This is a genomic window from Tepidimonas sp. HKU77 (genome assembly GCF_049728535.1).
GTDB lineage: Bacteria > Pseudomonadota > Gammaproteobacteria > Burkholderiales > Burkholderiaceae_C > Tepidimonas.
Window position 1 is genome coordinate 1800511 of sequence record NZ_CP187300.1, and the last position, 26315, is coordinate 1826825.

A 26315-nucleotide genomic window follows, 5' to 3' on the forward strand; every position below is an offset into this window, starting at 1 on the left:
AATCACAATGGGCGTGCTTCGCGCAGAATGCGTTCTCGCAACAGGGGATGCAGCGACGAGACCGTGACGACATCGACGGGCCGACCCAAAATGTCCTGCGCGTCCATGAGCAGCGCCCCCAACGCGAATCCGCTGGTTTGCGGTGCGGTCTCCACCAGCAGATCGACATCGCTGTCTTCGTCGGCATCCCCGCGTGCCATGGATCCAAATACGCTGATGGACACGATGCCGTGGCGCCGTGCCAGCGCTTTGAGTTCGGCGCGATGACGCTCGATGACAGGGTGCATGGCGGCTCTCGGTCTCGCTTGCGACGCTCTTGATCGACGCCGACATGATACCGCTGGAAGAGTGCTTGAGGCAGGCCGCCCTGCGCCTCGCGGCGCGTCGGGCAGCCGCATGTCGGTGACGACGACACGATAGCGCTGCTGTGCCAGCCGCTGGCGCGCACTGGCCACGTCGCCCACGGCTTCCACCGCCAGCCCGATCTTGACCAACGCCAGTTCATAGAGCTGGCGCAGGTCGGGTTCGTCTTCGACGATGAGTAGGGGGGGATCGTCACGAAGGGTCATGCCTTGTCTCTGGGCTTACCGGCGCGCCATCCGCACGCAAAACGCATGTCCCTCGCGTCCGTCGCGCGCGCTGCGCTCGTAGCTCAGGTTGGCATGATAGCGCTGGCAGAGTTGGCGCGACAGATACAGCCCCAGTCCGCTGGAGCGGCTGCGCGAGGTGGTAAACGGCTCGAACAGGTGCGCGCGCACGTGGGGGGGCAGCTCGGGCCCTTCGCTCCAGACGGTGATCGAGGCGTGGTCGGTGCCGCCTTTGGTTTCGACCCGGATGGTGCCGGGAGTGGGTGGCGCGTGCCGGTCGGCGTTGTCCAGCAGGTTGACCAGCACACGTCGCAGGTGCTCGGGGTCGAAGGCGATGCGGGCGTCGGCACCCGCGGCGTGCCGCAGAAGGCGTGGGCCCTGCGGGTGCTGGCGCAGCCAGTCGGCCAGCACCGCGTCCACCGCCTCGTCCAGCGGCAGCGCGGGGGCGGCCCGCGGCTCGTCGGGGCTGGGAGGCCGCGCGACTTCCAAGATATCGTCCACGGTGCGCCCGAGCCGACGGACGTTTTGCTCGATCAACCCGATGAGGTGGCGTTGGGCGGGGGTGGCGTCGTCTTCGGCCAGCAGCGCGCTGGCTTGGGCGATGGCCGCCAGCGGGTTGCGGATTTCGTGGGCGACGGCGGCCGATACGCGGCCCATGGCAGCCAGTTTTTCGGTGTGCACGCGCTGTTCGAGCTCATGCACGTCGGCCAAAAACAGCACGGCCGCCGCCGGAAGGTCCGCTACCTGGGCGGTACGCAGCCGTACCCGAACGCGCCGTTGGCTGCCATCGGGCAGGGGTAGGACGAGGTCCTGCTCGGTACCCGCGCCGCCATCGGCCGCGGGCGGACGGGCCAGCGCCTGTGCGCGTAGGCTACCGCGGGCCCAGCCGGCGAGCAGCGGCCATGCGGGCGTGTGGCGCAGTGGGTGGGTGGTGTCGGCGCCCAGCATGCGTGCCGCGGCCGGGTTGGCATACCAAACGGCGCCGCGCTCGTCCAGGACGACGATGCCTTCGTCCAGGCCAGTGGCGATGAGTTGGTTGACGCGGTTGTGCAGGGTGGCCAATTGCCGGCTGCGGCGGGCGGCGCTTTGCTCTCGTGCTAGCCGTGTGCTCAGGTGGTTGGCCAGCAGGGCCACGATGAACAGCCCGCTGCCGGTGACCGCGGCCTGCAGCCACGCCTGGGTATCGGCTGACCCGGGGCTGCGGGCCCAGGCGATTGCCAACAGTGCCAGGGTGCCCGCGGCGGCGCTGCCCAGCGCCAGCAGCCGGGGGCCCGCGACGGCGGCCAGCAGCACCGGCCACACGAACAGCGGGGTGAAGTTGATGTTGCCCGGCGCGTAGGCCTGCAGCAGCGCAAAGGTGCCCAGGTCGGCCCAGACCGTGAGCAGCCAGCGCGCCGCCCCGGGGCCGCCACGGCGGCGGCCCAGCCCAGGCCAGGCGATTGCCAGCGCGCTGACGGCGACCAGTGCGCCGCACAGCCCGACCATCCAGCCGGGGGCGTTGCCGTTCCACCACGCGGTGGCCAGCATTGCCAGCAGTGCCAGCGCCACCAGCAGCCGCGCGCCCATGAGCAGCCGCCACAGCCGTGGCGAGACGGCGTCATCCGTCTCGGCACTGGCCCGAGCGGTGTCGGGGTCGAGCCCGTGCGGGGCTGTCTCCGCCCCGGCAGGGGCATACCACGAGGGCGCAAAGCCCGAGGCGCCCGCGGCGTCAGCCTTCGGCGAGTCGGCGGTGTTCATCGCCACAGTATGGGCCCAGCGCACCGCGCACGGCATCGCTGGCCGGCAGGTGCACGCCGCAGTGACGGCAGCGCACCATCGCTGCCGGCGTAGCTGGCCCCGACGCGGGCGCCGACGGGGGGCGCTGCGCCGCGCGCTCGCGCGGGCTGATCTGGCGCTGGTGCCGCCACCACACGTAGCCTAGCACGACGACGGCGATGACCAGCAACCACTTGAACATGGGGACTTTCCGGATGGGCGTCAGGCGCCGCGGCGCAAAATCACCTCGAGCACGAAGTGCGAGCCGACGTAGCCCAGCAGCAGCAAGGCACCGGCCACATACAGCATGCGCACGGCGGTGCGGCCGCGCCAGCCCCAGCGCCAGCGGCCCCAGAGCAGCACGGCCAGTACCGCCCACGACAGCGCGGTAAAGACCGTTTTGTGCGTGATCCAGCCCGCCGTGGGTTGCAGCAGTCGGGTGAAGGTCCACCCCGCCGCCAGGGTGAGCGTCAGCAGCACGAAGGCACCGGTCACGAAGCGAAACGTCAGCCGCTCCAGCGCCAGCAGGGGCAGCGCGGAGGGCTGGGTGGCACCGCGGCGGATAGCGGCCTCGGAGCGCTGTATCATCCAGGCATGCGCCACGGCGGCCCCCAGCAGCCCGTAGGAGGCAAAGCCCAGCGCCCAGTGCAGCGGCAGCCACGGCGACGCGAGCGTGGGGTAAGCGGTGCCAGGAAACAGCAACGCCAGCAGAACGGCGGGCACGCCCAGCCCGGCCAGCGTCCAGCGCGTGCCGAGTTGCGGGTACAGGCGCGTCTCCACCGCGTAGATGGCCAGCACCAGCCAGGCGGTGACCGACAGCGTAGGGGCAAAGCCAAAGCGAACGGGCGTGGTGCCAAACGCCACGGCCAGCGCCAGCCCATGCAGCACCAGGGTGGCCAGCATGATCCCGGTCGTGGCGCGCCGACCGAGGCTGGCCGCGCCCGCCGCGAGGGCCGCGTAACCGACGGCAGCACCGAGCGCGGGCGCCACCGTCCACCAGGGACCGACCGTTACAATCATTCGCCTAGTGTAACGAAGGCTGCCCTGCCATGGCCTCTGCCCTGACCGAAAAACTGTCGCGCCTGGTCAAAGAACTGCGCGGCCAGGCCCGCATCACCGAAAGCAACGTGCAAGACATGCTGCGCGAGGTGCGCCTGGCGCTGCTGGAGGCCGACGTCGCCTTGCCGGTGGTGCGCGACTTCATCGCCCGCGTCAAGGACAAGGCGCTGGGGCAGGAGGTGGTGGGCTCGCTCACGCCCGGGCAGGCGCTGGTGGGCATCATCCACAAAGAGCTGGCGGCCACCATGGGCGCGGGGGTGGCCGACCTGAATCTGGCCGCGCAGCCGCCGGTGGTGATTTTGATGGCCGGTCTGCAGGGCGCGGGCAAGACAACCACCACCGCCAAGCTGGCCAAGTGGTTGATCGAGCGGCGCAAGAAAAAGGTGCTCACCGTCAGCGGTGACGTGTACCGGCCGGCGGCCATCGAGCAGCTCAAGACCGTGACTCGCCAGGCCGGGGCGGAGTGGTTTCCGAGTCGTCCGGACCAAAACCCGCTGGACATCGCGCGTGCGGCGCTGGACCACGCGCGCAAGCACTACTTCGATGTGCTGATCGTGGACACCGCCGGGCGGCTGGCCATCGACGAGGCGATGATGCGCGAGATCCAGGCGTTGCATGGGCTGCTCAAGCCAGTGGAGACACTGTTCGTGGTCGATGCCATGCAGGGGCAGGATGCGGTCAACACCGCCAAGGCGTTTGCCGAGGCGTTGCCGCTGACGGGTATCGTGCTGACCAAGCTCGATGGCGACTCGCGCGGCGGCGCGGCGCTGTCGGTGCGGGCCATCACGGGCGCGCCCATCAAGTTTGCCGGTGTGAGCGAAAAGATCGACGGCCTGGAGCTGTTCGACGCCGAGCGCCACGCCGGCCGTGTGCTGGGCATGGGCGACATCGTGGCGCTGGTGGAGCAGGTTACCGCGGGCGTGGACTTGCAGCAGGCGCAAAAGCTGGCGGCCAAGGTCAAGAGTGGCGGCTTTGACCTGGAGGATTTTTTGGAGCAGATCCGCCAGATGAAAAAAATGGGCGGCTTGAGCAGCCTGCTGGACAAGCTGCCCACCCAACTGGCCGCCAAGGCGGGCGAGGCCGACTTGCAGCGCGCGGAAAAAGACATCCGCCGCAAGGAAGGCATCATCTGCGCGATGACGCCGCACGAGCGCCGCCACCCGGAGATCATCAAGGCCAGCCGCAAGCGCCGCATCGCCGCCGGTGCCGGGGTACCCGTGCAGGAGGTCAACCGCCTGCTCAAGGAGTTCGAGCAGATGCAGGCGATGATGAAAAAGATGAAAGGCGGCGGCCTGATGAAGATGATGAAGCGCCTAGGCGGCATGAAGGGGCTGCCCGGCGGGCTGCCGGGGCTGTGAGGCTGGCGCGGGCGCGTTTTGCGTCACGGGGCTGATGGCAGGCGGCGCCGCGTTTCGGTGATCAAGCGCTGAGCGGTCGCCACCAGTAGGCCGACCCGTTCGTGAGCCAGGTTCAAGGCGTCGGCGAGCAGGGCTGGGTCTTTCTGGTATTCGTGTATCAGTCGGTTGCGCAGCGCACGGGCCTCCAGCCACGCCTCGGCGTTGGCCAGCCAGCCCCATTGTTCGAGGGAGCGCAGATTGTCCAGCACCGGGGCGGGCGGCTGTCCCAGCCAGCGCAGCAAGGCAGGCATGAGTTTGTCGCCAAGGGTGTCCTGCAGCCGCCCAAATCGGGCCACGAAGGCATCGACCCGCTCGGCCAACGCGTCGTCGTGCGCCAGGGATGCCGCCCGTTGCGCATCGAACGGTCGCTCGAACAGACGCTGGTCGGTGGCCTGAAGGTGTTGCATTTCCCACTCGACCAGCTCACAAAGCTGCCACAAGCGCTCGCGCAAGCCGTCGGTCACAGCCGTACTCCTTGCTCGCGGGCCACGCGGTGGATGGGCAGGGGCTGCAGGTTGGGTGCTTCCAGCACGATGTCGATGTGCTGCTCGCCCAGCGCCATTTGCAGCCGCGCGGCCAGTTGCGTGGCCAGCAGAGCGGGTCGCTCCACGGGGTGCGGCACGCTGACCAGCAGGTCGATGTCGCCGCCGCGCGCGCTGGGGTCTGTGCGCGAACCGAACAACCACACGTGCGCCTCGGGGCCGAACACCGCACCGACGGTATCGCGAATGCACTGGGTGTCGTGAGCGGACAGTCGCATGCTGTGATTGTGGCACGGCGGCAGGGGTTTGATGCAACGCAAGGGCCTGCCGACGGCCGCGGGCGTAAGATGCCGCCACGATGCTGATGTTGGAATGGTTGTTGACCGCGCTGGGCTTGGCCGCCGCACTGAGCGTGCGGCCCTGGCGGCTGCTGCGCGGGCCGCTGCTGTCGCCCACGCTGGCCGCGCTGGTACTGTTGCCGTGGTTCTGGCTGCTGCCGCAAAAACTGCCCGCTGGCATGGCGGTGCAGTTTTCCGGCGCGTGCCTGTTGGTGCTGATGCTGGGCTGGCCGCTGGCGGTGCCGGTGCTGGCCGTGGTCGCGCTGGCCGTGTGGCTGCTGGGGCAGGGGGACTGGCAGGCGGCGCTGTCGCAGTGGGTGTGGGTGGGACTGGTGCCGGCAACACTGGCGCTGGGCATCGGCTGGGCGCTGCGCCGCTGGCTACCACCCAACCCGTTCATCTATACCCTGGGGCGTGGGTTTTTGGGCACGGCGCTGGCGATCTTTGCCTCCGGCGTGCTGTACGAGGGCATCCACCATTTGATGGGCGGCGTCACCATGCACGAGGCGCTGGTAGCGCGCTGGTTGATGGCGTGGGGCGACGCGTTTCTGACGGGGTTGTTCGCCGCGGTGTTCGTGGCCTTTGCGCCGCAGTGGCTGGCCACCTGGTCGGACGAGCGCTACCTGCGCCCGCCGGGGGGCTCATAGCGCGTCGTGGCGTCGGAGTGGGTGTCGGGAGCGTTGCGGTGCGCTTTGAATGATCGGCGCTCTAGAATGCGAACGTCGGGTAGTTCTATTCCCGTTTCCATGTCCACTCTCGTCGACCCTCGTGACCGCGAAGCGATCGTGCATCTGCTGGCGCCGCTGGCGCGACGCCATCGGGCGCGCCTGTGCCTGTTCGGGTCGCGGGCCCGTGGGGATGCGCGTCGTGCTTCTGATATCGATATCGCGCTCGTCGGCGCGCAGCCGATCCCCCTCGACGAGCTGGCGTTGGCCCGTGAGGCGTTGGAGGATTCCTGCATCCCGTTTCGGGTGGATCTCGTGGACTATGCGCGCGCACCGGCTGGGCTGCGGCAGTCGATCGATCGGGAGGGCATCGAATGGAGCGTCTAGCACAACGCCTGGAGGTGGCCCAGCGGGCGCTGACGTCGCTTGTTGCGCTCGTGTCGGAGCCCTATTCGACCGTCGTAAGGGATGCGTCCATCCAACGCTTCGAATATACGGTGGAGGCGGTCTGGAAAGCAGCCAAAGCGGTGTTGGCCGACCGCTATGGCGTCGATGTGGCGTCACCCAAAGCCGTCGTGCGTGCAGCCATGGAAAACGGTTTGCTGACCGAAGAACAAGCGCGGCTTGCGCTGGCGATGGTGGACCATCGGAACCTTACGTCGCACACCTATAACGAGGCCTTGGCCGACGAGATTTTTGCGGCGCTGCCCGCCTACCGAGCGCTGATGCAAGACTGGCTGGGCGCGCTGTTGCGCTCGTAGGTGACGAAGGCAAAGCGCAGGCCGCTCGTGCTGACGTGGGGCTCGCGTGCGGTTTCGCGCCAATCTGGGCCCAGCGTGGGTGCGACGGCGTTGCCTTCGAAGGCGGCGTCGATCTCGGTGACCACGGCGCGCGCAGCGAGCGGTTCCGCCTGTGCGTACACCTGCGCACCGCCGATGACCCAGACCTCGGCCGGTGGGCCGCCGTCGGCGCCGGGCAGCGTTTGGCAGTAGGCCAGCGCAGCCTCCAGGCTGGATTGCGGCACGGCCCCGGCAGTGCGCAGCGCCTGCGCCTGTGCGGGGTCGCGCGTGAGGACCACGTTGACGCGCCCTGGCAGCGGCCGAAAGCGCGGCGGCAGCGACTGCCACGTGGTGCGCCCCATGATCACGGGGCAGCCCTGGGTGCAGCGGCGAAAATGTGCCAAGTCTTCCGGCAGGTGCCAGGGCATGGCGGGCTGGCCGTCGCGCGTGCAGCCGATGACGCCGTTGGCCGCGCGGGCGTAAATGAGGTTCAAGCGCATAGCACGCGAAGCATACCGCGCGGTGGATGGTTGCCCCGTAAAATGAAGGGTTACCCCAACATTTTCGATCGACATGAGCCAAGCCGCCGACCGACCTTTCTTTTCCGTGGCTGACATCCGGCGCACGTTTCTGGACTTCTTTGCCCAGCGTGGCCACACGGTGGTGCCCTCCAGCCCCCTGGTGCCTGCCAACGACCCGACGCTGATGTTCACCAACTCGGGCATGGTGCAGTTCAAGGATGTCTTTTTGGGCACGGACAAGCGGCCCTATGTGCGCGCGGCGTCGGTGCAGGCGTGCCTGCGCGCCGGGGGCAAGCACAACGATCTGGAAAACGTGGGCTACACCGCGCGCCACCACACGTTTTTCGAGATGCTGGGCAACTGGTCGTTTGGCGACTATTTCAAGCGCGAGTCGCTGCGCTGGGCCTGGGAGCTGTTGACCGAGGTGTACCGGCTGCCCGCCGATCGCCTATGGGCCACGGTGTACCACGAGGACGACGAGGCCTACGACATCTGGACCAAGGAAATCGGCCTGCCGCCCGAGCGCGTGGTGCGCATCGGCGACAACAAGGGCGGCAAGTACCAGAGCGACAACTTCTGGATGATGGCCGACACCGGCCCGTGCGGCCCGTGTTCCGAGATCTTCTACGACCACGGGCCCGAGGTGGCGGGCGGGCCGCCCGGCAGCCCCGATGCCGACGGCGACCGCTACATCGAAATCTGGAACAACGTGTTCATGCAGTTCGACATGCAGCCCGACGGATCGGTGCGGCCGCTGCCCGCGCCCTGCGTGGACACCGGCATGGGGTTGGAGCGTATCGCGGCCATTCTGCAAGGGGTGCATAGCAACTACGATATCGACCTGTTCCAGGCCCTCATCCGGGCGGCGGCGCGTGAGACGGGGGCCACCGATCTGGGCAGCCCCAGCCTGCGTGTGATCGCCGACCACATTCGCGCCACGGCCTTCTTGGTGGCCGATGGCGTCATCCCCAGCAACGAGGGGCGCGGCTACGTGCAGCGGCGCATCATCCGCCGCGCCATCCGCCACGGCTACAAGCTGGGCCGCAAGGCGCCGTTTTTCCACCGGCTGGTGCCCGACCTGGTGACGCAGATGGGCGAGGCCTACCCCCACCTGGCGGCCAACGCGCAACGCGTCATGGACGTGCTGCAGGCCGAGGAGGAGCGCTTTTTCGAGACGCTGGGCCACGGTATGGAGATTTTGGAAGCGGCGCTGGCCGAGGGCCAGACGACGCTGCCGGGCGACGTGGCGTTCAAACTGCACGACACCTACGGCTTTCCGCTCGATTTGACCCACGACGTGTGCCGCGAGCGTGGCGTGGGCGTCGATGTGGCGGGCTTCGAGGCCGCGATGGAGCGGCAAAAGACGCAGGCGCGCGCAGCGGGCAAGTTCAAGATGGACCGCGTGCTGGACTACGCGGGGCCGGATAACCGCTTCGTGGGCTACGAGCACCTGCAGGCGCAGGCCAAGGTGGTGGCGCTCTACCACGAAGGCACGCCGGTGGCCGAGCTCAAGGCGGGGCAGGCGGGCATCGTGGTGCTCGACGAAACCCCGTTCTATGCCGAAAGCGGTGGCCAAGTGGGCGATAGCGGGGTGTTGATCAGCGGCTCGTCGCGCTTCGAGGTGCACGACACGCAAAAGATCAAGGCTCAGGTGCACGGCCATCACGGGGTGGTGGCGCAGGGCGTGATCGCGGTCGGCGACCACGTCAGCGCGCAGGTCGATGGTGCCCGGCGTGCGGCCACCATGCGCAACCACTCGGCCACGCACCTGATGCACAAGGCGCTGCGCGAGGTGCTGGGCGAGCATGTCCAGCAAAAGGGGTCGCTGGTCGATGCCGAGCGCACGCGCTTCGACTTCGCGCACCCCGCGCCGCTCACGCCGGAGCAGATTCGCGCCATCGAGGCGCGCGTCAACGCCGAGATCCTGGCCAACACCCCGACGCAGGCGCGCGTGATGGACCTGGAGGCCGCCAAGGCCAGCGGCGCGATGATGCTGTTCGGCGAAAAGTACGGCGAGACGGTGCGCGTGCTCGACATCGGCAGCAGCCGCGAGCTGTGCGGCGGCACGCACGTGGCGCGCACCGGGGATATCGGCCTGTTCAAGATCGTGGCCGAGGGCGGCGTGGCCGCGGGCGTGCGGCGCGTGGAGGCCGTCACCGGTGAGGGGGCGCTGGCTTACCTGCAGGGGCTGGAAGCCCAGGTGCAGGCGGCCGCCGCGGCCCTCAAGGCCCCCCTGCCCGAGCTGGTCGGCCGCATCGAGCAGACGCAGCAGCGCGTGCGCGAGCTGGAGCGGGAGCTCGACGGCCTCAAGGCCAAGCTCGCGTCGGCCAAAGGCGACGAACTGGCCGCACAAGCCGTGGACGTGCAGGGGCTGCGCGTGCTGGCGGCGCGCCTCGACGGGGCCGACGCCAAGACGCTGCGCGAAACCGTGGATCGGCTCAAGGACAAGCTGGGGCGCGCCGTCGTGGTGCTGGCCAGCGTGGAGGGGAGCAAGGTGCAGCTGTGCGCGGGCGTGACCCCGGATGCGGTCGCGCGCGGCCTCAAGGCCGGCGAGCTGGTCAACGCCGTGGCGCAGCAAGTCGGCGGCAAGGGCGGCGGCAAGCCCGACTTGGCCATGGCTGGGGGCAACGACGCCAGCCGGCTGGGCGAGGCGCTGGGCAGCGTAGCGGCCTGGGTGGCCGCACGCGCCTGATCGCGCTGGCGCCGGGGGTCAGCCCGCCCCCGTGCCGCCCGCGGGCGTGGGTGCCTCGTCGGGTGGGTGCGCCTGCACATGCTCGATGAAGCGCTGCGCAGCCAGCGACAGCCGCCGGTCGCGGCGCCACACCAGCAGCCAGCGGCGTTCGATGGGAAAGCCCGCCACCGGCAGCACGGCCACGCCGTCGCGCGCCGGGTCGTCGGCCAGCGCATGGCGCGACAGCACCGCCAACCCCAGCCCGGCGGCCACGGCGTGTTTGATCGCCTCGTTGCTGCCCAGCGTGGCGCGCCGGGTGGGGGTCAAGCCGTGCGCGCGCAGATAGGCTTCGGTGGCCAGCCGGGTGCCGGAGCCCGGCTCGCGCAGCAGCAGGGGTTGGCCGTCCAGCCAGCGGCGCGGCACCCGCCGCGCGCGCGTCCAGGGGTGGTCGAGCGCGCTGATGAGCACCAGCGGGTTGCGCATCAGCGGCATGCTGTGCAGCGGCAGGTCGTCGGGCGGCATCATCATCACGGCCAGCTCGGTGTCGTCCTCGCGCAGGCGGCGCACCACGGCGTCGCGGTTGTCCACCGCCAGCTCGATGTCGACGCCCGGATGGCGGTCGGTGTAGCGGCGCAGCCACTGGGCGATGAAATATTCGGTCGTGGTCACGCCCGCGATGCGCAGCAGGCCGCGCTCCAGACCGTGCAGCGCCGCCAAGTCTTCCTCGAACCGCGTCCAGCGCGCAAAGATGTCGAGCGCGGCGTCGTGCAGCAGCCGGGCGGCTTCGGTGGGGCGGATGCCACGGCCCACCGGCTCCACCAGCGGGGTGTCGAGCGCCGACTGCAGTTCGTGGATTTGCGACGATACCGTGGGCTGGGTTAGGTGCAGCTCCTGCGCGGCGCGGGTGATGGAGCCCAGGCGCACCACGGCTTCCAGCGTGCGCAGTTGGTGAAAGGTGGCGCGCGGCGGGCGGATCTTATTCATAGAAATAAATCGATGTAAAAAATCAGAATTGATGATTTGAAATCGATGCCATGATGCGCCAGACTCGCGTCATCGTCAACACCCCATCAGGCATCGACATGACGGAACTGACCCCCATCACGGTCGCTCGCGGCGACGGCATCGGCCCCGAAATCATGGACGCGACGCTGCGCGTGCTGCAAGCAGCAGGCGCGCGCATCGCGCCCGAGTTCATCGACATCGGCGAGCAGCAGTACCTGGCCGGGCACAGCTCGGGTATTCCGCCGCAGGCGTGGGAGAGCCTGCGCCGCACCAAGGTGTTCCTGAAGGCACCGATCACCACGCCGCAAGGGGGCGGGTTCAAGAGTCTCAACGTCACCATCCGCAAGACCTTGGGGCTGTACGCCAATGTGCGCCCGTGCGTGAGCTACGCGCCCTTCGTGCGCACGCTCCACCCCAAGATGAACCTGGTGATCGTGCGTGAGAACGAGGAAGACCTTTACGCTGGCATCGAGCACCGGCAGACCGACGAGGTGTTTCAGTGTCTCAAGCTCATCACGCGCCCGGGCTGCGAAAAAATCGTGCGCTACGCCTTCGATTACGCGCGCCGCCATGGGCGCAAGAAGGTCACATGCATGACCAAGGACAACATCATGAAGATGACCGATGGCCTGTTCCATCGCGTCTTCGACGAAGTGGCGCGTGAGTACCCGGACATCGAGACCGAGCACCTGATCATCGACATCGGCGCGGCACGGCTGGCCACCCGGCCCGAGCGCTTCGACGTCATCGTCACGCCCAATCTGTACGGTGACATTCTCTCCGACATCGCGGCGGAGCTCACCGGTTCGGTGGGGCTGGCACCCAGCGCCAATATCGGTGACCACGTGGCGATGTTCGAAGCCATCCACGGCAGCGCGCCGGACATCGCGGGCAAAGGCGTCGCCAACCCCTCGGGCTTGCTGCTGGCGGCCGTGTTGATGCTGGTGCACATCGGCCAGCCCGCCGTGGCCGAGACCATCCACAACGCGTGGCTGCGCACGATCGAAGACGGCGTGCACACGGCCGAGCTGCACGGGTCGCTGAGCATTGGCCGGCCCTTTGGCAGCATGGACTTTGCCGACGCGGTGATCGACCGCTTGGGCCAGGTGCCCGAAAAGCTGCCCGCCGTGCGCTATGCGCACGAGGCGCCCGCGTCGACCGGGGCTGCGGCCGCGCCGGCGCTGGCGCCGCGGCCCAGTGGGCGCGCCGCCAAGGCCATGGTGGGCGTGGACGTGTTCGTGCACGGCGCGGGCATCAGCGCGGACTTTCTGGCCGGGCAGCTCAGCGCGCTGGTGACCCCGCCGTTTACCCTGCAGATGATCACCAACCGCGGGGTCAAGGTCTGGCCGGGAGGATTCCCCGAGACCTTCTGCACCGACCACTGGCGCTGCCGCTTCGTCGCGCCAGACGGGCAGACCGTCACGCACGCCGACATCATTGGCTTGCTGCAGGCCCTGACCGCGCGCGGCGTGGACGTGATCAAGACCGAAAATCTATGCACCTTCGACGGCGAGCGCGGCTACGCGCTGGGGCAGGGACAGTGAAACCCTGCTGGAGGAGTTGCTCTTCACCGACCTCGCTCTCTTCAACCGCAAGCTCGCCGACTGGCTCGTCTTCTACAACGCTTCAGCGTCCGCACCACACCCTCGGCCAGCGTTCCCCGCTGTCCTTCCTCTTGCAACATCAACCCGAGTGCCAAAGGTACTGGACTCATACAGCAACTCGACAGTGTGTGTCATTTGTACTAACATTGCGGCAACTGACCTAACCAAACAGGTGCTGCCATGACTGCCGTTGCATCGTCGCCTTCCGCAAAGTCTGCCCGCCTCGGGCTGCGCGCCACGCCCGAGCAAGAGGCCGTACTGCGCCGTGCCGCCGAGGTCGCTCACAAATCGCTGACCGACTTCATCCTTGACAGCGCCTGCCTGGCCGCCGAGCAAACTCTGCTGGATCAGCGCCTGTTCATGGTCTCGGGCAGCCAGTACCAGGCGCTGATGGATCTGCTGGATCGCCCCGAACAGGCCAACGACGGTTTGCGTGATTTGTTTGCCCGCAAGGCACCCTGGGATACGAAGTGACGTTGCGCTCACCGGAGCCTCTGGCCGCGCAGCATCGGCTCGAAGATTTTGATTGCGGCAAGCCCGCGCTCAACGACTGGCTGCTGCGCCACGCTCGGCAAGCGCAAGGCAGTGGATCGGCCAAGACCTTCGTGGTTGCCGAGGATGATGGCCGTGTGGCGGGCTATTTCAGTTTGACCGTCGGCCAAGTCGACACGCTGGAGGCGCCGGAGCGCATCCGCAAAGGGGTGAGTCAATATCCGGTTCCGGTCGTGATCCTGGCAAGGCTGGCCGTGTCGCAGCAGGATCAGGGGCGCGGCATTGGCTTTGGTCTGTTGCAGGATGCCATTCGGCGGTCGGTGCTGATTGCCGAGCAGGCCGGCATTCGGGCGATGCTGACTCACCCCATCGATGAAGAAGCGGCGAGGTTCTACACCCGGTTCGGATTCATCGCCTCGCCATTGCGTGAGCAGCAACTGCTGTTGCTTTTGAAGGACGTCTGTCAATCCATCCCTGCCGACTGGGTTGGGCGGCTGTGGAAGTTCCTGGACTCTGAGGTGGATGACGGCGTGCGCGCCCGGGGGGCGGACGAAGAACAACGCCGCGATGGCCAGCCGCCGTCGCGCAACGCTTGAGGGGATGGGCGCCCATGCCAACATTGAACTGGATCGGCAAAGAAGCCGTCGTCAAACACCACAAAGAAGTGCCGTTCCGCCTGCTGGAGCCGGTGCCGGAACTCTCCTGCGGCCCGGCGGATAGCGGCAACCTCATCGTGCAGGGCGACAACCTGCACGCGCTCAAAGCCCTGCTGCCGCGTTATGCCGGCCAGGTGAAGTGCATCTACATCGACCCGCCGTACAACACCGGCAACGAGGGCTGGGTGTACAACGACAACGTCAACAGCCCGGAGATTCGCAAGTGGCTGGGCGAAGTAGTCGGCAAGGAAGGCGAGACGCTGGACCGGCACGACCGCTGGTTGTGCATGATGTATCCGCGGCTGGTGCTGCTGAAGCAGTTTTTGCGCGAGGATAACGGCGTTATTTGGATTTCCATTGATGACGCCGCGGTCAATCTGGCGCGCCTGTTAATGGATGAAATTTTCGGTGCCGGAAGGTTTATTGCCTGCAACGTTTGGCAGAAACGCTACTCCCGCGAGAATCGGGAGGCCATTGGGGATGTGCACGAATATTTGCTTGTCTACGCAATGAATCCGGCGAAGTTCAAGGAGAGTCGCAATAAGGTGCCGATTGATGAAAAGCAAGCCAAGGTTTACCGCAACCCAAATAACGACCCCAAAGGTAGATGGCGGCCCATCCCAATGACTGCGCAAGCTGGTCATGCAACCCCTGATCAGTTCTACGAAATAACAGCGCCATCGGGGAAAAAGTTCAAGCCACCAGCAGGCAGGTGTTGGGGGTTGTCGGAAGCAACGTTTGAAAAGCTTCGAGCGGAAGGGCGGATTTATTTCGGGAAAAAAGGGAACTCACAGCCTAACATAATTCGGTACCTCTCCGAAGTGGAGGGGGTAGTGCCTTGGACTTGGTGGCCTCACGATGAGGTTGGTAATACCGACGAGGCAACTAAAGAATTGATGTCCATTTTCGGCGGAGCAAGTCCATTTGATACCACTCCAAAACCAGTGCGACTAATCCAGCGCGTTATTCAAATCTCAACTAACCCCGGTGACTTAATTCTCGACAGCTTCGCCGGCTCCGGCACCACGGCCCACGCGGTGCTCAAGCAAAACGCCGAGGATGGCGGCAACCGCCGCTTCATCCTCGTCGAGATGGATGAGAACATCGCGCAAAACGTCACCCGCGAGCGGGTCAAGCGCGTCGCCGAGGGCTACACCAACGCCAAAGGCCAAGCCGTGCCGGGGCTGGGTGGCGGCTTCCAGTTCTGCCGCCTGTCCCGCGAGCCGCTGTTCGACGCCAACGGCCAGATCCGCAGCGACGTGACGTTCGCGCAACTGGCCGAGTTTGTCTGGTTTGCCGAAACCGGCACCGGCTTCACTGGCACCGCCGATTCGCCGCTGCTGGGCGTGTTTGAGGGCCGCGCCATCTATCTGCTCTACAACGGCATCCTGAAAGACCGCTCGGTCGGCGGTGGCAACGTGCTCACCGGCCCGGTGTTCGATGCGCTGCCGAAGTTCGACGGCCCGAAAGTCATCTACGCCGCCGCCAACCGCATGGGCGCCCGCACCGCGCGGGAGGGCATCACTTTCAAGCAGACGCCTTACGCGCTGGAGGTGTGAGCGATGGCTGGAAACCGGCGTGTCATCATCATCGCGGGTCCCAATGGCGCGGGGAAAACCACCTTTGCCCGCGAGTTTCTGCCCCATGAGGCCGCTTGCCCCGTGTTCGTCAATGCCGATCTGATCGCGGCCGGCTTGGCGCCTTTTGCGCCGGAAACCGCCGCGCTTCATGCCGGACGGCTGATGTTGCAGGAATTGCAGCGGCATTTTGGGGCGCGCGAGAGCTTTGCCTTTGAGACCACGCTGTCCGGACGCACCTATTTGCACCTGATCGAACAATGGCAGGCAGCCGGCTATCGGGTGAAAATCATTTTTCTGCAACTCGCCAGCGCCGAAGAGGCCATTGCACGGGTCGCGCTGCGCGTCAAACAGGGCGGGCACGATGTGCCAGAGGCCGTGATCCGGCGTCGGTTTGCCGCGGGCCTTGTCAATTTTGAACGGCTGTATGCGCCGCGTGTCGATGCCTGGGTGCGCTACGACAACTCCGGCGAGCAACCCGTGCTGCTGGATTGGAGTGAGAAACCATGAGCCAAAGACCCATCGAACAAGCGCGTGACGCGGATTTGCGGCTGACCTATTCGGCGCTTCGGCGTGCGGCGCAGCGCGCCCGTGAATTGGCGCAGCAGACGGGCACCGCAATCGTGGTCTGTCGCCAAGGGGTGATCGAGTACCTTCCGCCGCAGCCGGAGCTTGCGCCGACGGCACAAGAAACCATCCCGCCTTGTGGGGACACGCGATGAACAGCTTCGCTCCGAAGGTCTATCAGCAGCAGGTGCTCGACAGTATCGAGGCCTATTTCAAGGCCTGCCATGAACTGCCGTCACCCTCGATTGCCTTCACCGCCACCACCGAACGCCTGTGGGGGCGGGGCAATCCGTATAACCCGCTGTCGGGCTTCCCGGCCGACATGCCGTATTTCTGTCTGCGCGTGCCCACCGGCGGCGGCAAGACCTGGCTGGCGGCCAAAAGCGTGGCGCTCGTCAATACCCATCTGCTGCGCAGCGAGCACAGCGTGATTCTGTGGCTGGTGCCCAGCAAGCCGATTCGTGAGCAGACGCTCAAGGCACTCAGGGATCGTCATCACCCCTACCATGCGGCGCTGCGCGAGGCGGGCCCGGTGACGGTGCTGGATCTGGAAGAGGCCAAGAGCGTCACCCGCGCCACGCTGGACACCTCGACGACGGTGATCGTTGCCACGCGGCAGGCGTTTCAGGTGGAAGAGGAAGAGTGCCGCAAGGTGTATCAGTCCAGCGGTGCGCTGATGCATCACTTCGAGCACCTCTCGCCCGCGCAGCGCGACGCTTTGCTGAAGGAGGGCGAAGGGCCGGATGCCACGACGCCGTATTCGCTCGCCAACGTGCTGCGCCTGCGCCGACCCTTCGTGATCGTCGATGAGGCGCACAACAGCCGCACCGAACTGGCCTTCGACATGCTGGCGCGCTTTCGCCCCAGCGGCGTGATGGAGCTGACCGCCACGCCCGACCTGGAACGCACGCCGAGCAACGTGCTGCACAGCGTGTCCGCCGCAGAACTCAAGGCGGAGGAAATGATCAAGCTGCCCGTCGTGCTGGAAACGGAACCGAACTGGCAGCAGTGCCTGGCCGATGCCATCGCCCGCCGCGATGCGCTGCACAAGCTGGCGGACGAGGAGCGACGCGCGGGCGCCCCGTATCTGCGTCCCTTGGTGTTGATCCAGGCAGAGCCGCGCCGTGCGGGGGTGGAGACGCTGGATGTCGAGAAGGTGAAGAACGAACTGATCACCCACCACGGTATCCCGGCCAGCGAAATCGTCGTCGCCACCGGCGAGGAAAAAGGGCTGGAGCAGATCGATGCGGACTACAAGCTAGGGCTGTCCGACCCCGCCTGCCCGGTAAAGTTCGTCATCACCCAGAAGGCGCTGGCCGAAGGCTGGGACTGCCCGTTTGCCTACATTCTGGTAAGCATGGCGGAGCTTCGATCCGCGACGGCGGTGGAGCAGTTGCTCGGGCGCATTTTGCGCCAGCCGGGTGCGGCCCATCGGCAGGCCAAGGCGCTCAACCAGTCTTATGCCTTTGTGGTGTCGCGCAGTTTTGCCGAAACCGCCAGCGCCCTACGCGACCGGCTGGTGGTGGGCGCGGGGTTCGAGCGGCGCGAGGTGGCCGAGTTCGTCACTGCAGCGAAGGCAGAGCAAGCCCGGCTGGATCTGGATGGGCACGCCGGGCGCGTCATTGTCCGGCCCGTGGCGATTACCTTGTCCGAAAAGCCCGACCTGAAGCGTGTGCCCAAGCCGGTGCGCGACAAGGTGAGCTGGGACGGCAAGCGGGGCACGCTGACGATCAGCACGCCGCTTACCGAAGATGAAGCCGAAATGCTCAAGGTTTCGGTGACTTCCGAAACTGCCGCGGCGGCGATTGTGCAAGCCGCCGAAGTCAGCCGCACCACGGCGATCGAGTTTTTCCAGACGCCCGCCGAATTGGGCGAGCGCTTGCGCGTGCCGCAACTGGCCTTGCGTGTGCAGGGCGAGTTGCAACTGTTCGATGACCCAGAAGTGCTCGACTATCCGTGGGACCTCTCGCCCCACGATGCGGCACCGACCGCCGACGACCTGACGGCTTTGCATGCTGCGCTGAAGGTGTACGCAGGCGGCGAGATCGACATCGATGATGGCGGCCACGTGGTGTCGCGCTTTTTGCCCGAGCTACAGCGCGATCTGGGCCTCGTTTACCAACCCGAAAACTGGGATGAGGTGCGCCTGGCCACCTGGCTGTGCCGCAACCTGCCGGAGCCGTCGCTGACCCACGCCAGCAAGCGGGCATTCGTCGCTGCATGGCTCACCGATTTACTGCGCCGGGACGGCTTCACGCTGGCGCGCGCCAACTTGCAGAAATTCCTGATCCGCAATCTGCTCGAGGCGCGCATTCGTGAACTGCGCCAGCAGGCGGTCGGCAAGGCCTACCAGCAGGCACTGTTTGGTGACGATGCGGCCACGCGCGTGGCGGTGACGGATCAATATGCCTACGAGTTTCATCCGCAGGCTTATGCGCCCAGCCGCGACTACGACGGGCGCTTTGGGCACTTCGACTTCCGCAAGCATTTCTACGGGCGCATCGGCGACTTCGACAGCAAGGAGGAGTTTGAGTGTGCCTGCCAGTTGGATATGTGGGCGCAACAAGGCCGCATCCGGTTCTGGGTGCGCAACTTGGTTCGGCGCGAAGGTTGTTCCTTCTTTCTGCAGAAAGCCGATGGCCGTTTCTACCCGGATTTCCTGTGCCAGTTGCCAGGCTCAGCCGACCAACCCGGGCCGATTCTGGCGGTTGAATACAAGGGCGCGGATCGCTGGAACGGCGCTGAGGATGACCGCTTGATCGGCGACCTGTGGGCCAAGCTGTCGGAAGGCCGTTGCCGGTTCGTGATGGTCAAGGACAGGCGCTGGGATTGGATCGAGAAGGTGTTGAAGTGAGCGACTTCCCAAAGGAGACGCTGGGTTTTCTGGTCCTGGCCTTGCCAGTATTCGTCGTCCTCCCAGGCAGCCAGGGTCCAGGTGCGCTTGAGCGGTTAGTCCTCAATCGCCATCGACCAGATCCTGCTGCTTGACCTTTCCTTGGTGGTACTGCGCGGTGGAGCGGGCCAGGTGCGCGGCGTTGGCAGGCGAGCGCAGCAGATGAACGGTCTCCATGAGGCTGTTGAAGGTGTCGAGCGACATCACTACCGCATCAGGCGCGTCCCGGCGTGCGATGACCGTGACATCGGCGTGTTTGACGACTTGATCGATCACGGCTTCGAGACGGTTAGCATCAGGTGCGTGTCATGAGATGGCCTGCAAACATGACGGAGAGAGGCTTCGCAGGCTCTCGAACACGCGGCGCTCGCCGGTGATGGGGTCATCGAAAGCGATGGCGCGCGCCAACAGTTGCAGCGGCTGCGTGTAGTCCTCGGGTTCGTCCGGGCCACGGCGCACCACGGGGTAAAACTGGTCGCCCACGATGGGCAAGCCGAGTGCAGCCATGTGCACGCGCAGCTGGTGGCGCTTGCCGGTCACCGGGCGCAGGCGGTAGCGCGCGTATTCTGCCTGGGGGTCCAGGCGTTCCAGCGGTTCGATCCAGGTCTCGCTGTTGGCGGGCAGCCCCTCCTCGGGCGCGGCTTCGCGCATGCGAAAAAATGCCTTTTCATCCTCGCGCAGGTGGCTGGTGCGGCGCAGCGGCCAGCGCAGTCCGTCGCGCCACGGGGCGATCGCTTCATACGTTTTGTCCACCCGCCGCTCGCGAAACAGGCGCTGGTAGGCGTCGCGTTCGTGCGCCTGTACGCTAAAGACGACGAGCCCGACGGTTTCGCGGTCGATGCGGTGCAGCGGGCTCAGATCGGGCAGGTCGAGCACGCGCTTGAGGCGCACGAGCAGCGTCTCGCGCACGTAGCGCCCCCCGGGCGTGACGGGCAGAAAGTGCGGCTTGTCCGCCACCACCAGGTGCGCATCGCGGTAGAGCACGGTCTCCTGAAACGGCACAGGCGCCTCATCGGCCAATGTGCGCCAGTAATAGACGCGTTGGCCGTGCAAGTAGGGGGTGTATTCATCCAGCGCGCGCCCGTCGTCGTCCACCACATGGCCAGCGCGCAGCCGCGCCTGCCATTCGGCGCGCGGGATGCGCGGCAAGCGCGCGGCCAGGTAGTCCAGCAGCGTGGGCCATGGGCACTGGCGCAGGCGGGGTAGAGCCACGCAACTGGGCGAGACGCCATCGCGCAGGGGCAAGGCTCCGTTTTTGGGCAGATGGGCCATGGTCGCCGGGGGTCAGTAGGGCGTGCGCCCCGGCACGCGGGCGCGCACGCGCAGGTCCGGCCCGACGGGGTCGACCGCGACGAAGGCGAGCGCGCAGCCGTCGTCCAGCCGGTCGAGTGGCCCCAGTGTGGTCAGTCCCAAGCCTTGGCCCAACAGGCGGGGCGCGAGGTACAGCAGCAGCTCGTCCACCAGCCCGGCGCGCCACCACGAGGCGTTGAGCGCAGCGCCCGCTTCGATGTGCAGCTCGTTGACCTCGCGCGCGGCCAGGTCGGCCAGCACGGCGGCCAGATCGACCTTGGGGGACCCGCCAGGGGTTTTGGGGGGCCCGGGCTGGTCGATGATGGTCACGCCCAGTGCGTGCAGTGCGGCGCGCTGGCGTGCGGTGGCAGCCGGGTCGCTGGCGGTGTAGAGCAACACTTCGCCTGGCGGCTGCAGGATGCGCGCGTCCGGGTCGATCTCCAGGGCCGAGTCGAGCACCACGCGCAGCGGCTGGCGCGCCGTGGGCACCAGCCGCACGTCCAGGCGCGGGTCGTCCTGGCGCACGGTGCCGATGCCCGTGAGTACGGCGCCCGCGCGGCGGCGCCAGGCGTGGCCGTCGGTGCGCGCCTCGGGGCTGGTGATCCACTGGCTGACGCCATTGGGCAGCGCCGTGACGCCGTCGAGCGAGGCGGCCACCTTCATGCGCACCCACGGGCGACCGTGGCGCATGCGCTGCCAAAAGCCGATGTTGAGCTCGCGCGTCGCCACGGCGACGGGATGATCCGGGGGCAACACGGTCACCTGCACGCCCGCCTGCCGCAGCCGTGCCAGGCCTTGCCCGCTGACGCGCGGGTTCGGATCCTCGGTGGCGACGACGACGCGGGCGACGCCGGCGGCAACGAGCGCATCGCAGCACGGAGGGGTGCGTCCATGGTGGCTACACGGCTCCAGCGTGACGAAGGCGGTGGCGCCGCGCACGTCCGCGCCAGCCGCCTGCGCGGCGCGCAGGGCCATCACCTCGGCGTGCGCCTGCCCTGCGGCCTGGGTGTGGCCCTCGAACACCCGGCCGTCACGCAGGAGCAGCCGGCACGCCACGCGCGGGTTGGGGTCGGACAGGCCGATGGCCTGCTCGGCCAGCGGGAGCAGCCCCTCCCAGGCGCGCGCGTCCAGCGGGTCAGGCGTCGTCATGGCGGCGTTCGAATACCAGGTCCCACACGCCGTGGCCCAGGCGCAGGCCACGTTGCTCGAACTTGGTCATCGGCCGGTAGGCGGGCCGCGGCGCATAGCCGCCCAGGCTGGGGTCGGTGCTGGCGTTGCGCAGCCGTGGCTCGGCCCCCAGCACCTGCAGCATTTGTTCGGCGTAGGGCTGCCAGTCCGTGGCACAGTGCACGTAGCCGCCAGGCTTGAGTCGGCTGGCCAGCAGCGCCACGAACGGCGGCTGGATCAGGCGGCGCTTGTGGTGGCGCTTTTTGTGCCACGGGTCGGGAAAAAAGATGTGAACGCCGTCGAGCGAGCCCTCGGCCAGCATGTGGGTGAGCACCTCGACCGCATCGTGCTGGATGATGCGCAGGTTGGTCAGCCCCAGCTCGCCGATGCGCTTGAGCAGCGCGCCTACACCGGGCTCGTGCACTTCGCAGCCCAGAAAGTCGTCGTCGGGCCGCAAGCGTGCGATGTGCGCCGTGGCATCGCCCATCCCAAAGCCGATTTCCAGGATGAGCGGCGCGCGTCGGCCAAAGACCGCTTCCGGGATCAGCGGCACGGGTGCGTAGGGCAGCACGAAGCGCGGCCCGAGCGTTTGCAGGGCCTTGGCCTGGCCGCTCGTGGTGCGGCCGGCGCGCAGCACATAGCTGCGGATGGTTTTGGGGTGGGGCACGCCAGTAGGGGCGGCCGAAGCAGATTCAGGCAGGTGGTCGCTCACGGGTGGGATTGTAGAGATCCCGCTCACGCCCAGCGTTGCTGCCACAGGCGGGTCCACGCGGCCAGCGCCGTCTCCACTTCCGCCGCGCCCGGGGCGGGTGCCGGCAAATCGAGCACCGCAGCGGCGGCGGCCAGGGCCGATAGGGCCGCCTGTCGGTCGTCAAGCTTCAGCGGGGCCGCACCGGTTTGTTTGGAGAGCTTCTCGCCATTGGGGGCGCACACCAGCGGGGTGTGCAGGTAGCGCGGCGTCGGCAGTCCCAGGGCGCGTTGCAGCACGATCTGCCGCGGGGTGTTGTCGGCCAGATCCTCGCCGCGTACCACGTCGGTGATGCCCTGCGCGCCATCGTCCACCACCACGGCCAACTGGTAGGCCCAGCAACCGTCGGCGCGCCGTAGCACGAAGTCGCCCACCGCGGCCGAGACATCTTGCGCCTGGGCCCCCAGGCGCCGGTCATGCCACGTCAGCGGCGTGGGCAGGCCCAGGTCGGCCAGCACCCGGTCGACGTGCAGGCGCCAGGCGCGCGCCGCGCGACCGTCGGACTGGTTCGGCCCGCTCCGCTCCGGGCGGCAGGTGCCAGGGTAGGGAAGGGCCGCGTGGCGTGTGCGCTGCACCCCGCGTGCCCGCCACGCGGCTTCGATCGCTTGCCGGGTGCAGTGGCACGGATAGGCCCAGCCCGCGTCGATGAGGTGCTGCAGCGCGGCCTGGTAGGCCGCTTCGCGCTGCGACTGCCACCACGGCGGCTCATCTGGCCACAGGCCGCAGGCGCGCAATTGCGCCAGGATTCCCTCGGCCGCGCCGGGCATGCAGCGCGGGCGGTCCACGTCTTCGATGCGCACCAGCCACTGGCCGCGGTGCGCGCGCGCGTCCAGCCAACTGGCCAGGGCCGCCACCAGCGACCCCGCATGCAGCCAACCGGTGGGCGACGGGGCGAAGCGGCCCCGATAGGCCGTTGCCGCTGCGGCCATCAGCCCTCCAGCATGGCCAGCGCCAGCTCCAACCCCGACAGGAAGGCGTGCTCGACCCGATGCCCCAGGCACCAGTCACCGCACAGCCCCAGGCCGCGCTGCGCGTCCCACAGGTACGGCTCGCCGAGCGGTCGCTGCGTCTGCGCATAGCGCCAGCGGTGCACGGTGGCGTGCGCGGGGGTGGCACGGATGCCGGTGACCTCGGCGAAGCCCTTGAGCAGCTTGGCCAGCACGCGCTCGGGGTCGTCCTCCAGGTGTTCGGCCGACCACGCGGGGCTGGCTTGCGCGACCCAGCGCTCTACCGGGCCGCGTCCGGGTTTGCTGGGCTCGCGCGCCACCCAGGCCAGGCGATGGTGGTCGCTGCGGGCGGCGTCCCAATGCGGCCCCAAGCGCTGGCTCGGGCCCGCCACGGCGTGTGGCCAGGCGGCCATCAGCGTCCAGCAGGGGGCGACCGCTACCTCTTCGTCCAAGCGCTGTTGCCACGTGGGTGCCAGGGCGCTGGCGGCCAGCAGCTCCCGTGCCTGCGGATGCGGGATGGCGAGCAGCACCGCATCGAAGCCGCCCATCACCGCCGGTGCGTCGGCCGCGTCCGGCGCGCCCTCCAGGCGGAGTTGCCAGCGCGTGGGCGCGATGGCGTCGGGTTCCAGCCGCACCACGCGCGTGACCCAGTGGCACTGCCCGAGCGTGCCATCGGCCAACGGTTGTGCCCAATGCTTGACGAGCGCGCTCATGCCCGGCGTAGCGACCCAGCGCGTCTCTGTGGGGGCAGGGGCGACGGCCAGCCGGGATGCGGTGGCGTCGAGCACGCGCACCCAGGTCGCATCCCATGCGGCGATCGGGGCCTGCGTGGCGCGCAGGGCGAGCTCGAAGCGCGTGTCGCGCACCGTAAAAAACTGCGCCCCGTGGTCGAAGTCGCCCCAATCCGTGCGGCGCGTGGCCATGCGGCCACCGGCGCCCCGGCTCTTTTCGAACACGGTGACGTGCCAGCCTGCCTGCGCGAGGGTGCGCGCCGCGGTGATGCCGGCGATGCCAGCGCCCACTACCGCCACCCGCCGGGGCGTGGGTGGCGCGATGGACGGTTCGGCCGCCGGTCTGCGCCGAGGGCGCTTCGGAGGCAGCGGGGTGGGGGCAGATCGGCGGCGCGGCATGGGGCGAACTTTCGGTGGGAAGGAGGAAACACCGATGGGATGACCCGCCGATGGTAGCGCAGCCGCCACGCGACTCACGCCAGCGGCGCATCATGCCCCGGGCGCTTCATCAACAGGGCGTCGCGCGTCAGCGGATCGGCTAGCCGTTGCAGCCACCAGTGCAGCGCCGGTCCCGTGCGCGGGGCGCCACTGCCGACGGGCCGCGCCGTCTGGCGCCAGGCGTAGGCGGTGGGCACGACGCGGGCTGGCAACGTCGTGGCCTTGAGCACCAGGTGCCCGGCGTTCACGTGAGGCTGCGCCAGCGGCTGCGGCAACCAGCCGCAGCCCAGTCCACGCAGCTGGGCCTGCAGTTTCATGGCCATGCTGGGCACGGTCAGCACATCCTGGCCCGGCTGCGGGCCCACCGTCAGCCCGCCCTGCGGCGCGGTGTCGGCCACCGCCACGATGCGATGGGTGCGGATGTCTGCCGGGGTCAGCGGTTCAGCCGCTCTGGCCAGCGGGTGGTGTGGCGCCACCGCAAAGCAAAACGGGACGTTGCCCAGGGGTTGCAAGCCGATTTCTGCGGTCGGCGTCCGCTCCAGTGTTACCCCTAGAGCCAGATCGGCCTGGCCGCTGAGCAGCGCTTCCAGGGTGCCGGAGAGGGTCTCGCCCCGCAGCCGCAGCCGGGTGGGCGCCCCCAGGGCGTAGAAGGCCTCGCACAGCTCGAGCAGCGTGCGCGGGCAGATGACGGCATCGGCCGCGATGGTGAGTTCGGCTTCCCAGCCGGTGGCGATGCGCCGTACGCGCTGCGCCAACGCGTCCCATTCGCGCAGTAACGCGTCCCCAGCCCGCAGCAGTTCTTGCCCGGCCGGGGTCAGCCGGGCGCGGCGCGAGCGCCGGTCCAGCAGCAGCACGTCGAGCGCCTGCTCCATCTGCCGCACCCGGTAGGTCAGCGCACTGGGCACCAGGCCGAGCGCCCGCGCGGCGGCCGCCAGACTGCCATGCCGCGCCACGGCCGCCAGCAGCGCCACCTGTTCCGGCCCCATGTGCCGCCGCTTCAAGCGACCGCGTCGGCGCTTTGGCGCGTGAGCATGGCCAGCACGTTGGCCACGGTGCTGCGCAGCTCGCGCCGGTCGCAGATCATGTCGATGCCGCCTTTTTGCAGCAAAAACTCGGCGCGCTGAAAGCCCTCCGGCAGCTTGACGCGCACGGTGTTTTCGATCACACGCGGGCCAGCAAAGCCGATGAGCGCCTTGGGCTCGGCGATCACCACGTCGCCCATGAAGGCGAAGCCCGCCGACACGCCGCCCATGGTGGGGTCGGTCAGGATGCTGATGTAGGGCAGGCGCTGCTTGGCCAGGCGGGTGAGCGCCGCGTTGGTCTTGGCCATTTGCATGAGTGACAGCAGCCCTTCTTGCATGCGCGCGCCGCCGGTGGCGGTAAAGCAGATGAAGGGCACTTTTTGCTCGATGGCGTTTTCCACGCCGCGCACGAAGCGCTCACCGACCACCGAGCCCATGGAGCCGCCCATGAAGTCGAACTCGAAGCACGCCACGACCACGGGCAGGGTGTGCACCGCGCCCCCCATGACGATGAGGGCGTCGGTCTCGCCCGTGGCTTCGAGCGCCTCTTTCAGACGTTCGGGGTACTTGCGGCTGTCCTTGAACTTGAGGGGATCGACCGGAAGCACCTCCTGCCCGATCTCGTAGCGGCCCTCGGGGTCGAGAAAGGCGTCCAGCCGCGCGCGCGCCCCGATGCGGTGGTGGTGCGCGCAGTGCGGGCAGACGTTGAGGTTTTTTTCCAGGTCGGTCTTGTACAGGACGGCGTCGCAGCTCGGACACTTGACCCACAGACCCTCGGGGATGCTGCGCCGCTGGCCACCAGCGGAGGCAATCTTGGGGGGCAGCAGTTTTTCCAGCCAGGACATGGCAACTCCTTGCGATGGCAGCGCCGCCCGTGACGCGCAGGCCGAGGCGTGGCGGGGCGCGCGGCGCCGGTGTGCGCGC

27 protein-coding genes and 1 pseudogene are annotated in these 26315 nt (G+C 67.9%); 12 read left to right on the forward strand and 16 right to left on the reverse strand.

Annotation, left to right across the window (positions count from 1 at the left end):
- Positions 1-2: 2 nt before the first annotated feature.
- From ACPP3B_RS08650 to ACPP3B_RS08665, 4 genes are read right to left on the reverse strand one after another with little or no spacing between them, the layout of a single operon-like run.
- Positions 3-569, reverse strand: a complete 567-nt coding sequence (locus ACPP3B_RS08650; RefSeq protein WP_424858729.1) for a nucleotidyltransferase domain-containing protein — start codon at positions 567-569, stop codon at positions 3-5.
- Between the two features lie 15 nt (positions 570-584).
- On the reverse strand, positions 585-2324 hold the full coding sequence (locus ACPP3B_RS08655) for a two-component system sensor histidine kinase NtrB (protein ID WP_424858730.1): 1740 nt from the start codon (positions 2322-2324) through the stop codon (positions 585-587).
- Positions 2296-2544, reverse strand: coding sequence for a PP0621 family protein (locus tag ACPP3B_RS08660; protein ID WP_424858731.1), 249 nt, complete (start codon positions 2542-2544; stop codon positions 2296-2298). The genes ACPP3B_RS08655 and ACPP3B_RS08660 overlap by 29 nt, the downstream gene beginning before the upstream one ends.
- Positions 2545-2564: 20 nt before the next feature.
- A complete protein-coding gene (locus ACPP3B_RS08665) occupies positions 2565-3362 on the reverse strand; it encodes a cytochrome C assembly family protein (RefSeq protein WP_424858732.1) in 798 nt (265 codons plus the stop codon).
- A 29-nt stretch (positions 3363-3391) separates the two neighbouring features.
- Between ACPP3B_RS08665 and ffh the strand changes: the two genes are divergently transcribed.
- Positions 3392-4759, forward strand: a complete 1368-nt coding sequence (ffh, locus tag ACPP3B_RS08670) for a signal recognition particle protein (RefSeq protein ID WP_424858733.1) — start codon at positions 3392-3394, stop codon at positions 4757-4759.
- Positions 4760-4782: 23 nt separating this feature from the next.
- Here the strand turns inward: ffh and ACPP3B_RS08675 are convergent, their stop codons facing one another.
- Together ACPP3B_RS08675 and ACPP3B_RS08680 are read right to left on the reverse strand one after the other, a co-directional pair.
- Positions 4783-5262, reverse strand: a complete 480-nt coding sequence (locus ACPP3B_RS08675; protein WP_299021596.1) for a hypothetical protein — start codon at positions 5260-5262, stop codon at positions 4783-4785.
- Positions 5259-5558, reverse strand: coding sequence for a nucleotidyltransferase domain-containing protein (locus ACPP3B_RS08680; protein WP_299021598.1), 300 nt, complete (start codon positions 5556-5558; stop codon positions 5259-5261). The genes ACPP3B_RS08675 and ACPP3B_RS08680 overlap by 4 nt, the downstream gene beginning before the upstream one ends.
- Positions 5559-5641: 83 nt before the next feature.
- Between ACPP3B_RS08680 and ACPP3B_RS08685 the strand changes: the two genes are divergently transcribed.
- The 3 genes from ACPP3B_RS08685 (at position 5642) to ACPP3B_RS08695 (ending at position 7044) form a co-directional block, all read left to right on the forward strand.
- Entirely contained in the window at positions 5642-6265 is a 624-nt protein-coding gene (locus ACPP3B_RS08685; RefSeq protein WP_424860170.1) for a hypothetical protein, read from the forward strand.
- A gap of 99 nt (positions 6266-6364) precedes the next feature.
- Positions 6365-6670 carry a nucleotidyltransferase family protein gene (locus ACPP3B_RS08690; RefSeq protein ID WP_299021601.1) on the forward strand — a complete coding sequence of 102 codons (306 nt, stop codon included), beginning with the start codon at positions 6365-6367 and terminating at the stop codon, positions 6668-6670.
- Positions 6658-7044: an HI0074 family nucleotidyltransferase substrate-binding subunit gene (locus tag ACPP3B_RS08695; RefSeq protein WP_299021603.1), complete on the forward strand. Its 387-nt coding sequence runs from the start codon at positions 6658-6660 to the stop codon at positions 7042-7044. Before ACPP3B_RS08690 ends, ACPP3B_RS08695 begins: the two co-directional genes overlap by 13 nt.
- Here the strand turns inward: ACPP3B_RS08695 and ACPP3B_RS08700 are convergent.
- A complete protein-coding gene (locus ACPP3B_RS08700; protein WP_299021605.1) occupies positions 6996-7562 on the reverse strand; it encodes a dihydrofolate reductase in 567 nt (188 codons plus the stop codon). The genes ACPP3B_RS08695 and ACPP3B_RS08700 overlap by 49 nt on opposite strands.
- A 73-nt stretch (positions 7563-7635) precedes the next feature.
- Here ACPP3B_RS08700 and alaS point away from each other — a divergent pair, with 73 nt between their 5' ends.
- Positions 7636-10275 carry an alanine--tRNA ligase gene (gene alaS, locus ACPP3B_RS08705; RefSeq protein ID WP_424858734.1) on the forward strand — a complete coding sequence of 880 codons (2640 nt, stop codon included), beginning with the start codon at positions 7636-7638 and terminating at the stop codon, positions 10273-10275.
- Between the two features lie 18 nt (positions 10276-10293).
- Here the strand turns inward: alaS and ACPP3B_RS08710 are convergent, their stop codons facing one another.
- Positions 10294-11238, reverse strand: coding sequence for a LysR family transcriptional regulator (locus tag ACPP3B_RS08710; RefSeq protein ID WP_299021609.1), 945 nt, complete (start codon positions 11236-11238; stop codon positions 10294-10296).
- A 50-nt stretch (positions 11239-11288) separates the two neighbouring features.
- Here ACPP3B_RS08710 and ACPP3B_RS08715 point away from each other — a divergent pair, with 50 nt between their 5' ends.
- The 7 genes from ACPP3B_RS08715 (at position 11289) to ACPP3B_RS08745 (ending at position 19009) form a co-directional block, all read left to right on the forward strand.
- Entirely contained in the window at positions 11289-12803 is a 1515-nt protein-coding gene (locus tag ACPP3B_RS08715) for an NADP-dependent isocitrate dehydrogenase (protein WP_299021610.1), read from the forward strand.
- Positions 12804-13043: 240 nt separating this feature from the next.
- Entirely contained in the window at positions 13044-13337 is a 294-nt protein-coding gene (locus ACPP3B_RS08720) for a DUF1778 domain-containing protein (protein WP_299021611.1), read from the forward strand.
- Entirely contained in the window at positions 13334-13951 is a 618-nt protein-coding gene (locus ACPP3B_RS08725; RefSeq protein ID WP_424858735.1) for a GNAT family N-acetyltransferase, read from the forward strand. The genes ACPP3B_RS08720 and ACPP3B_RS08725 overlap by 4 nt, the downstream gene beginning before the upstream one ends.
- Before the next feature lie 14 nt (positions 13952-13965).
- On the forward strand, positions 13966-15570 hold the full coding sequence (locus tag ACPP3B_RS08730) for a site-specific DNA-methyltransferase (RefSeq protein ID WP_424858736.1): 1605 nt from the start codon (positions 13966-13968) through the stop codon (positions 15568-15570).
- A gap of 3 nt (positions 15571-15573) precedes the next feature.
- Positions 15574-16098, forward strand: coding sequence for an AAA family ATPase (locus ACPP3B_RS08735; RefSeq protein WP_424858737.1), 525 nt, complete (start codon positions 15574-15576; stop codon positions 16096-16098).
- Positions 16095-16310, forward strand: a complete 216-nt coding sequence (locus ACPP3B_RS08740) for a hypothetical protein (RefSeq protein ID WP_424858738.1) — start codon at positions 16095-16097, stop codon at positions 16308-16310. Before ACPP3B_RS08735 ends, ACPP3B_RS08740 begins: the two co-directional genes overlap by 4 nt.
- Positions 16307-19009, forward strand: a complete 2703-nt coding sequence (locus ACPP3B_RS08745) for a DEAD/DEAH box helicase (protein ID WP_424858739.1) — start codon at positions 16307-16309, stop codon at positions 19007-19009. Before ACPP3B_RS08740 ends, ACPP3B_RS08745 begins: the two co-directional genes overlap by 4 nt.
- A 102-nt stretch (positions 19010-19111) precedes the next feature.
- Here the strand turns inward: ACPP3B_RS08745 and ACPP3B_RS08750 are convergent.
- The 8 genes and pseudogenes from ACPP3B_RS08750 to accD form a co-directional block, all read right to left on the reverse strand.
- Positions 19112-19339: pseudogene (locus ACPP3B_RS08750) on the reverse strand (type II toxin-antitoxin system Phd/YefM family antitoxin); the annotation flags it as partial.
- A gap of 15 nt (positions 19340-19354) precedes the next feature.
- Positions 19355-20320, reverse strand: a complete 966-nt coding sequence (locus tag ACPP3B_RS08755) for a pseudouridine synthase (RefSeq protein ID WP_299021622.1) — start codon at positions 20318-20320, stop codon at positions 19355-19357.
- Positions 20321-20332: 12 nt separating this feature from the next.
- Complete coding sequence (gene ribD / locus ACPP3B_RS08760; RefSeq protein WP_299021623.1) at positions 20333-21487, reverse strand: bifunctional diaminohydroxyphosphoribosylaminopyrimidine deaminase/5-amino-6-(5-phosphoribosylamino)uracil reductase RibD; 1155 nt, start codon at positions 21485-21487, stop codon at positions 20333-20335.
- Positions 21474-22217: a tRNA (guanosine(46)-N7)-methyltransferase TrmB gene (gene trmB / locus ACPP3B_RS08765; protein WP_424858740.1), complete on the reverse strand. Its 744-nt coding sequence runs from the start codon at positions 22215-22217 to the stop codon at positions 21474-21476. Before trmB ends, ribD begins: the two co-directional genes overlap by 14 nt.
- Before the next feature lie 23 nt (positions 22218-22240).
- Positions 22241-23182 carry a tRNA glutamyl-Q(34) synthetase GluQRS gene (gluQRS, locus tag ACPP3B_RS08770; protein WP_424858741.1) on the reverse strand — a complete coding sequence of 314 codons (942 nt, stop codon included), beginning with the start codon at positions 23180-23182 and terminating at the stop codon, positions 22241-22243.
- On the reverse strand, positions 23182-24330 hold the full coding sequence (locus tag ACPP3B_RS08775) for an NAD(P)/FAD-dependent oxidoreductase (RefSeq protein ID WP_424858742.1): 1149 nt from the start codon (positions 24328-24330) through the stop codon (positions 23182-23184). Before ACPP3B_RS08775 ends, gluQRS begins: the two co-directional genes overlap by 1 nt.
- A 74-nt stretch (positions 24331-24404) precedes the next feature.
- Positions 24405-25355 (reverse strand): LysR family transcriptional regulator, encoded by a 951-nt coding sequence (locus ACPP3B_RS08780; protein ID WP_424858743.1) that lies wholly within the window; start codon positions 25353-25355, stop codon positions 24405-24407.
- Between the two features lie 11 nt (positions 25356-25366).
- Complete coding sequence (accD, locus tag ACPP3B_RS08785) at positions 25367-26236, reverse strand: acetyl-CoA carboxylase, carboxyltransferase subunit beta (protein WP_314227060.1); 870 nt, start codon at positions 26234-26236, stop codon at positions 25367-25369.
- Positions 26237-26315: the final 79 nt, after the last annotated feature.

Bases quoted from the DNA above. Each gene is read 5' to 3' on its own strand.
- ACPP3B_RS08710 (WP_299021609.1), bottom strand. From the start codon at position 11,238: ATGAATAAGATCCGCCCGCCGCGCGCCACCTTTCACCAACTGCGCACG.
- ACPP3B_RS08715 (WP_299021610.1), top strand. From the start codon at position 11,289: ATGATGCGCCAGACTCGCGTCATCGTCAACACCCCATCAGGCATCGAC.
- ACPP3B_RS08720 (WP_299021611.1), top strand. From the start codon at position 13,044: ATGACTGCCGTTGCATCGTCGCCTTCCGCAAAGTCTGCCCGCCTCGGG.
- ACPP3B_RS08745 (WP_424858739.1), top strand. From the start codon at position 16,307: ATGAACAGCTTCGCTCCGAAGGTCTATCAGCAGCAGGTGCTCGACAGT.
- ACPP3B_RS08660 (WP_424858731.1), bottom strand. From the start codon at position 2,544: ATGTTCAAGTGGTTGCTGGTCATCGCCGTCGTCGTGCTAGGCTACGTG.
- ACPP3B_RS08700 (WP_299021605.1), bottom strand. From the start codon at position 7,562: ATGCGCTTGAACCTCATTTACGCCCGCGCGGCCAACGGCGTCATCGGC.
- gluQRS (WP_424858741.1), bottom strand. From the start codon at position 23,182: ATGGCCGCAGCGGCAACGGCCTATCGGGGCCGCTTCGCCCCGTCGCCC.
- ACPP3B_RS08690 (WP_299021601.1), top strand. From the start codon at position 6,365: ATGTCCACTCTCGTCGACCCTCGTGACCGCGAAGCGATCGTGCATCTG.
- ACPP3B_RS08775 (WP_424858742.1), bottom strand. From the start codon at position 24,330: ATGCCGCGCCGCCGATCTGCCCCCACCCCGCTGCCTCCGAAGCGCCCT.
- ffh (WP_424858733.1), top strand. From the start codon at position 3,392: ATGGCCTCTGCCCTGACCGAAAAACTGTCGCGCCTGGTCAAAGAACTG.
- ACPP3B_RS08650 (WP_424858729.1), bottom strand. From the start codon at position 569: ATGACCCTTCGTGACGATCCCCCCCTACTCATCGTCGAAGACGAACCC.
- ACPP3B_RS08655 (WP_424858730.1), bottom strand. From the start codon at position 2,324: ATGAACACCGCCGACTCGCCGAAGGCTGACGCCGCGGGCGCCTCGGGC.
- ACPP3B_RS08735 (WP_424858737.1), top strand. From the start codon at position 15,574: ATGGCTGGAAACCGGCGTGTCATCATCATCGCGGGTCCCAATGGCGCG.
- ACPP3B_RS08665 (WP_424858732.1), bottom strand. From the start codon at position 3,362: ATGATTGTAACGGTCGGTCCCTGGTGGACGGTGGCGCCCGCGCTCGGT.
- ACPP3B_RS08740 (WP_424858738.1), top strand. From the start codon at position 16,095: ATGAGCCAAAGACCCATCGAACAAGCGCGTGACGCGGATTTGCGGCTG.
- ribD (WP_299021623.1), bottom strand. From the start codon at position 21,487: ATGACGACGCCTGACCCGCTGGACGCGCGCGCCTGGGAGGGGCTGCTC.
- ACPP3B_RS08695 (WP_299021603.1), top strand. From the start codon at position 6,658: ATGGAGCGTCTAGCACAACGCCTGGAGGTGGCCCAGCGGGCGCTGACG.
- accD (WP_314227060.1), bottom strand. From the start codon at position 26,236: ATGTCCTGGCTGGAAAAACTGCTGCCCCCCAAGATTGCCTCCGCTGGT.
- ACPP3B_RS08755 (WP_299021622.1), bottom strand. From the start codon at position 20,320: ATGGCCCATCTGCCCAAAAACGGAGCCTTGCCCCTGCGCGATGGCGTC.
- ACPP3B_RS08780 (WP_424858743.1), bottom strand. From the start codon at position 25,355: ATGGGGCCGGAACAGGTGGCGCTGCTGGCGGCCGTGGCGCGGCATGGC.
- alaS (WP_424858734.1), top strand. From the start codon at position 7,636: ATGAGCCAAGCCGCCGACCGACCTTTCTTTTCCGTGGCTGACATCCGG.
- ACPP3B_RS08730 (WP_424858736.1), top strand. From the start codon at position 13,966: ATGCCAACATTGAACTGGATCGGCAAAGAAGCCGTCGTCAAACACCAC.
- ACPP3B_RS08680 (WP_299021598.1), bottom strand. From the start codon at position 5,558: ATGCGACTGTCCGCTCACGACACCCAGTGCATTCGCGATACCGTCGGT.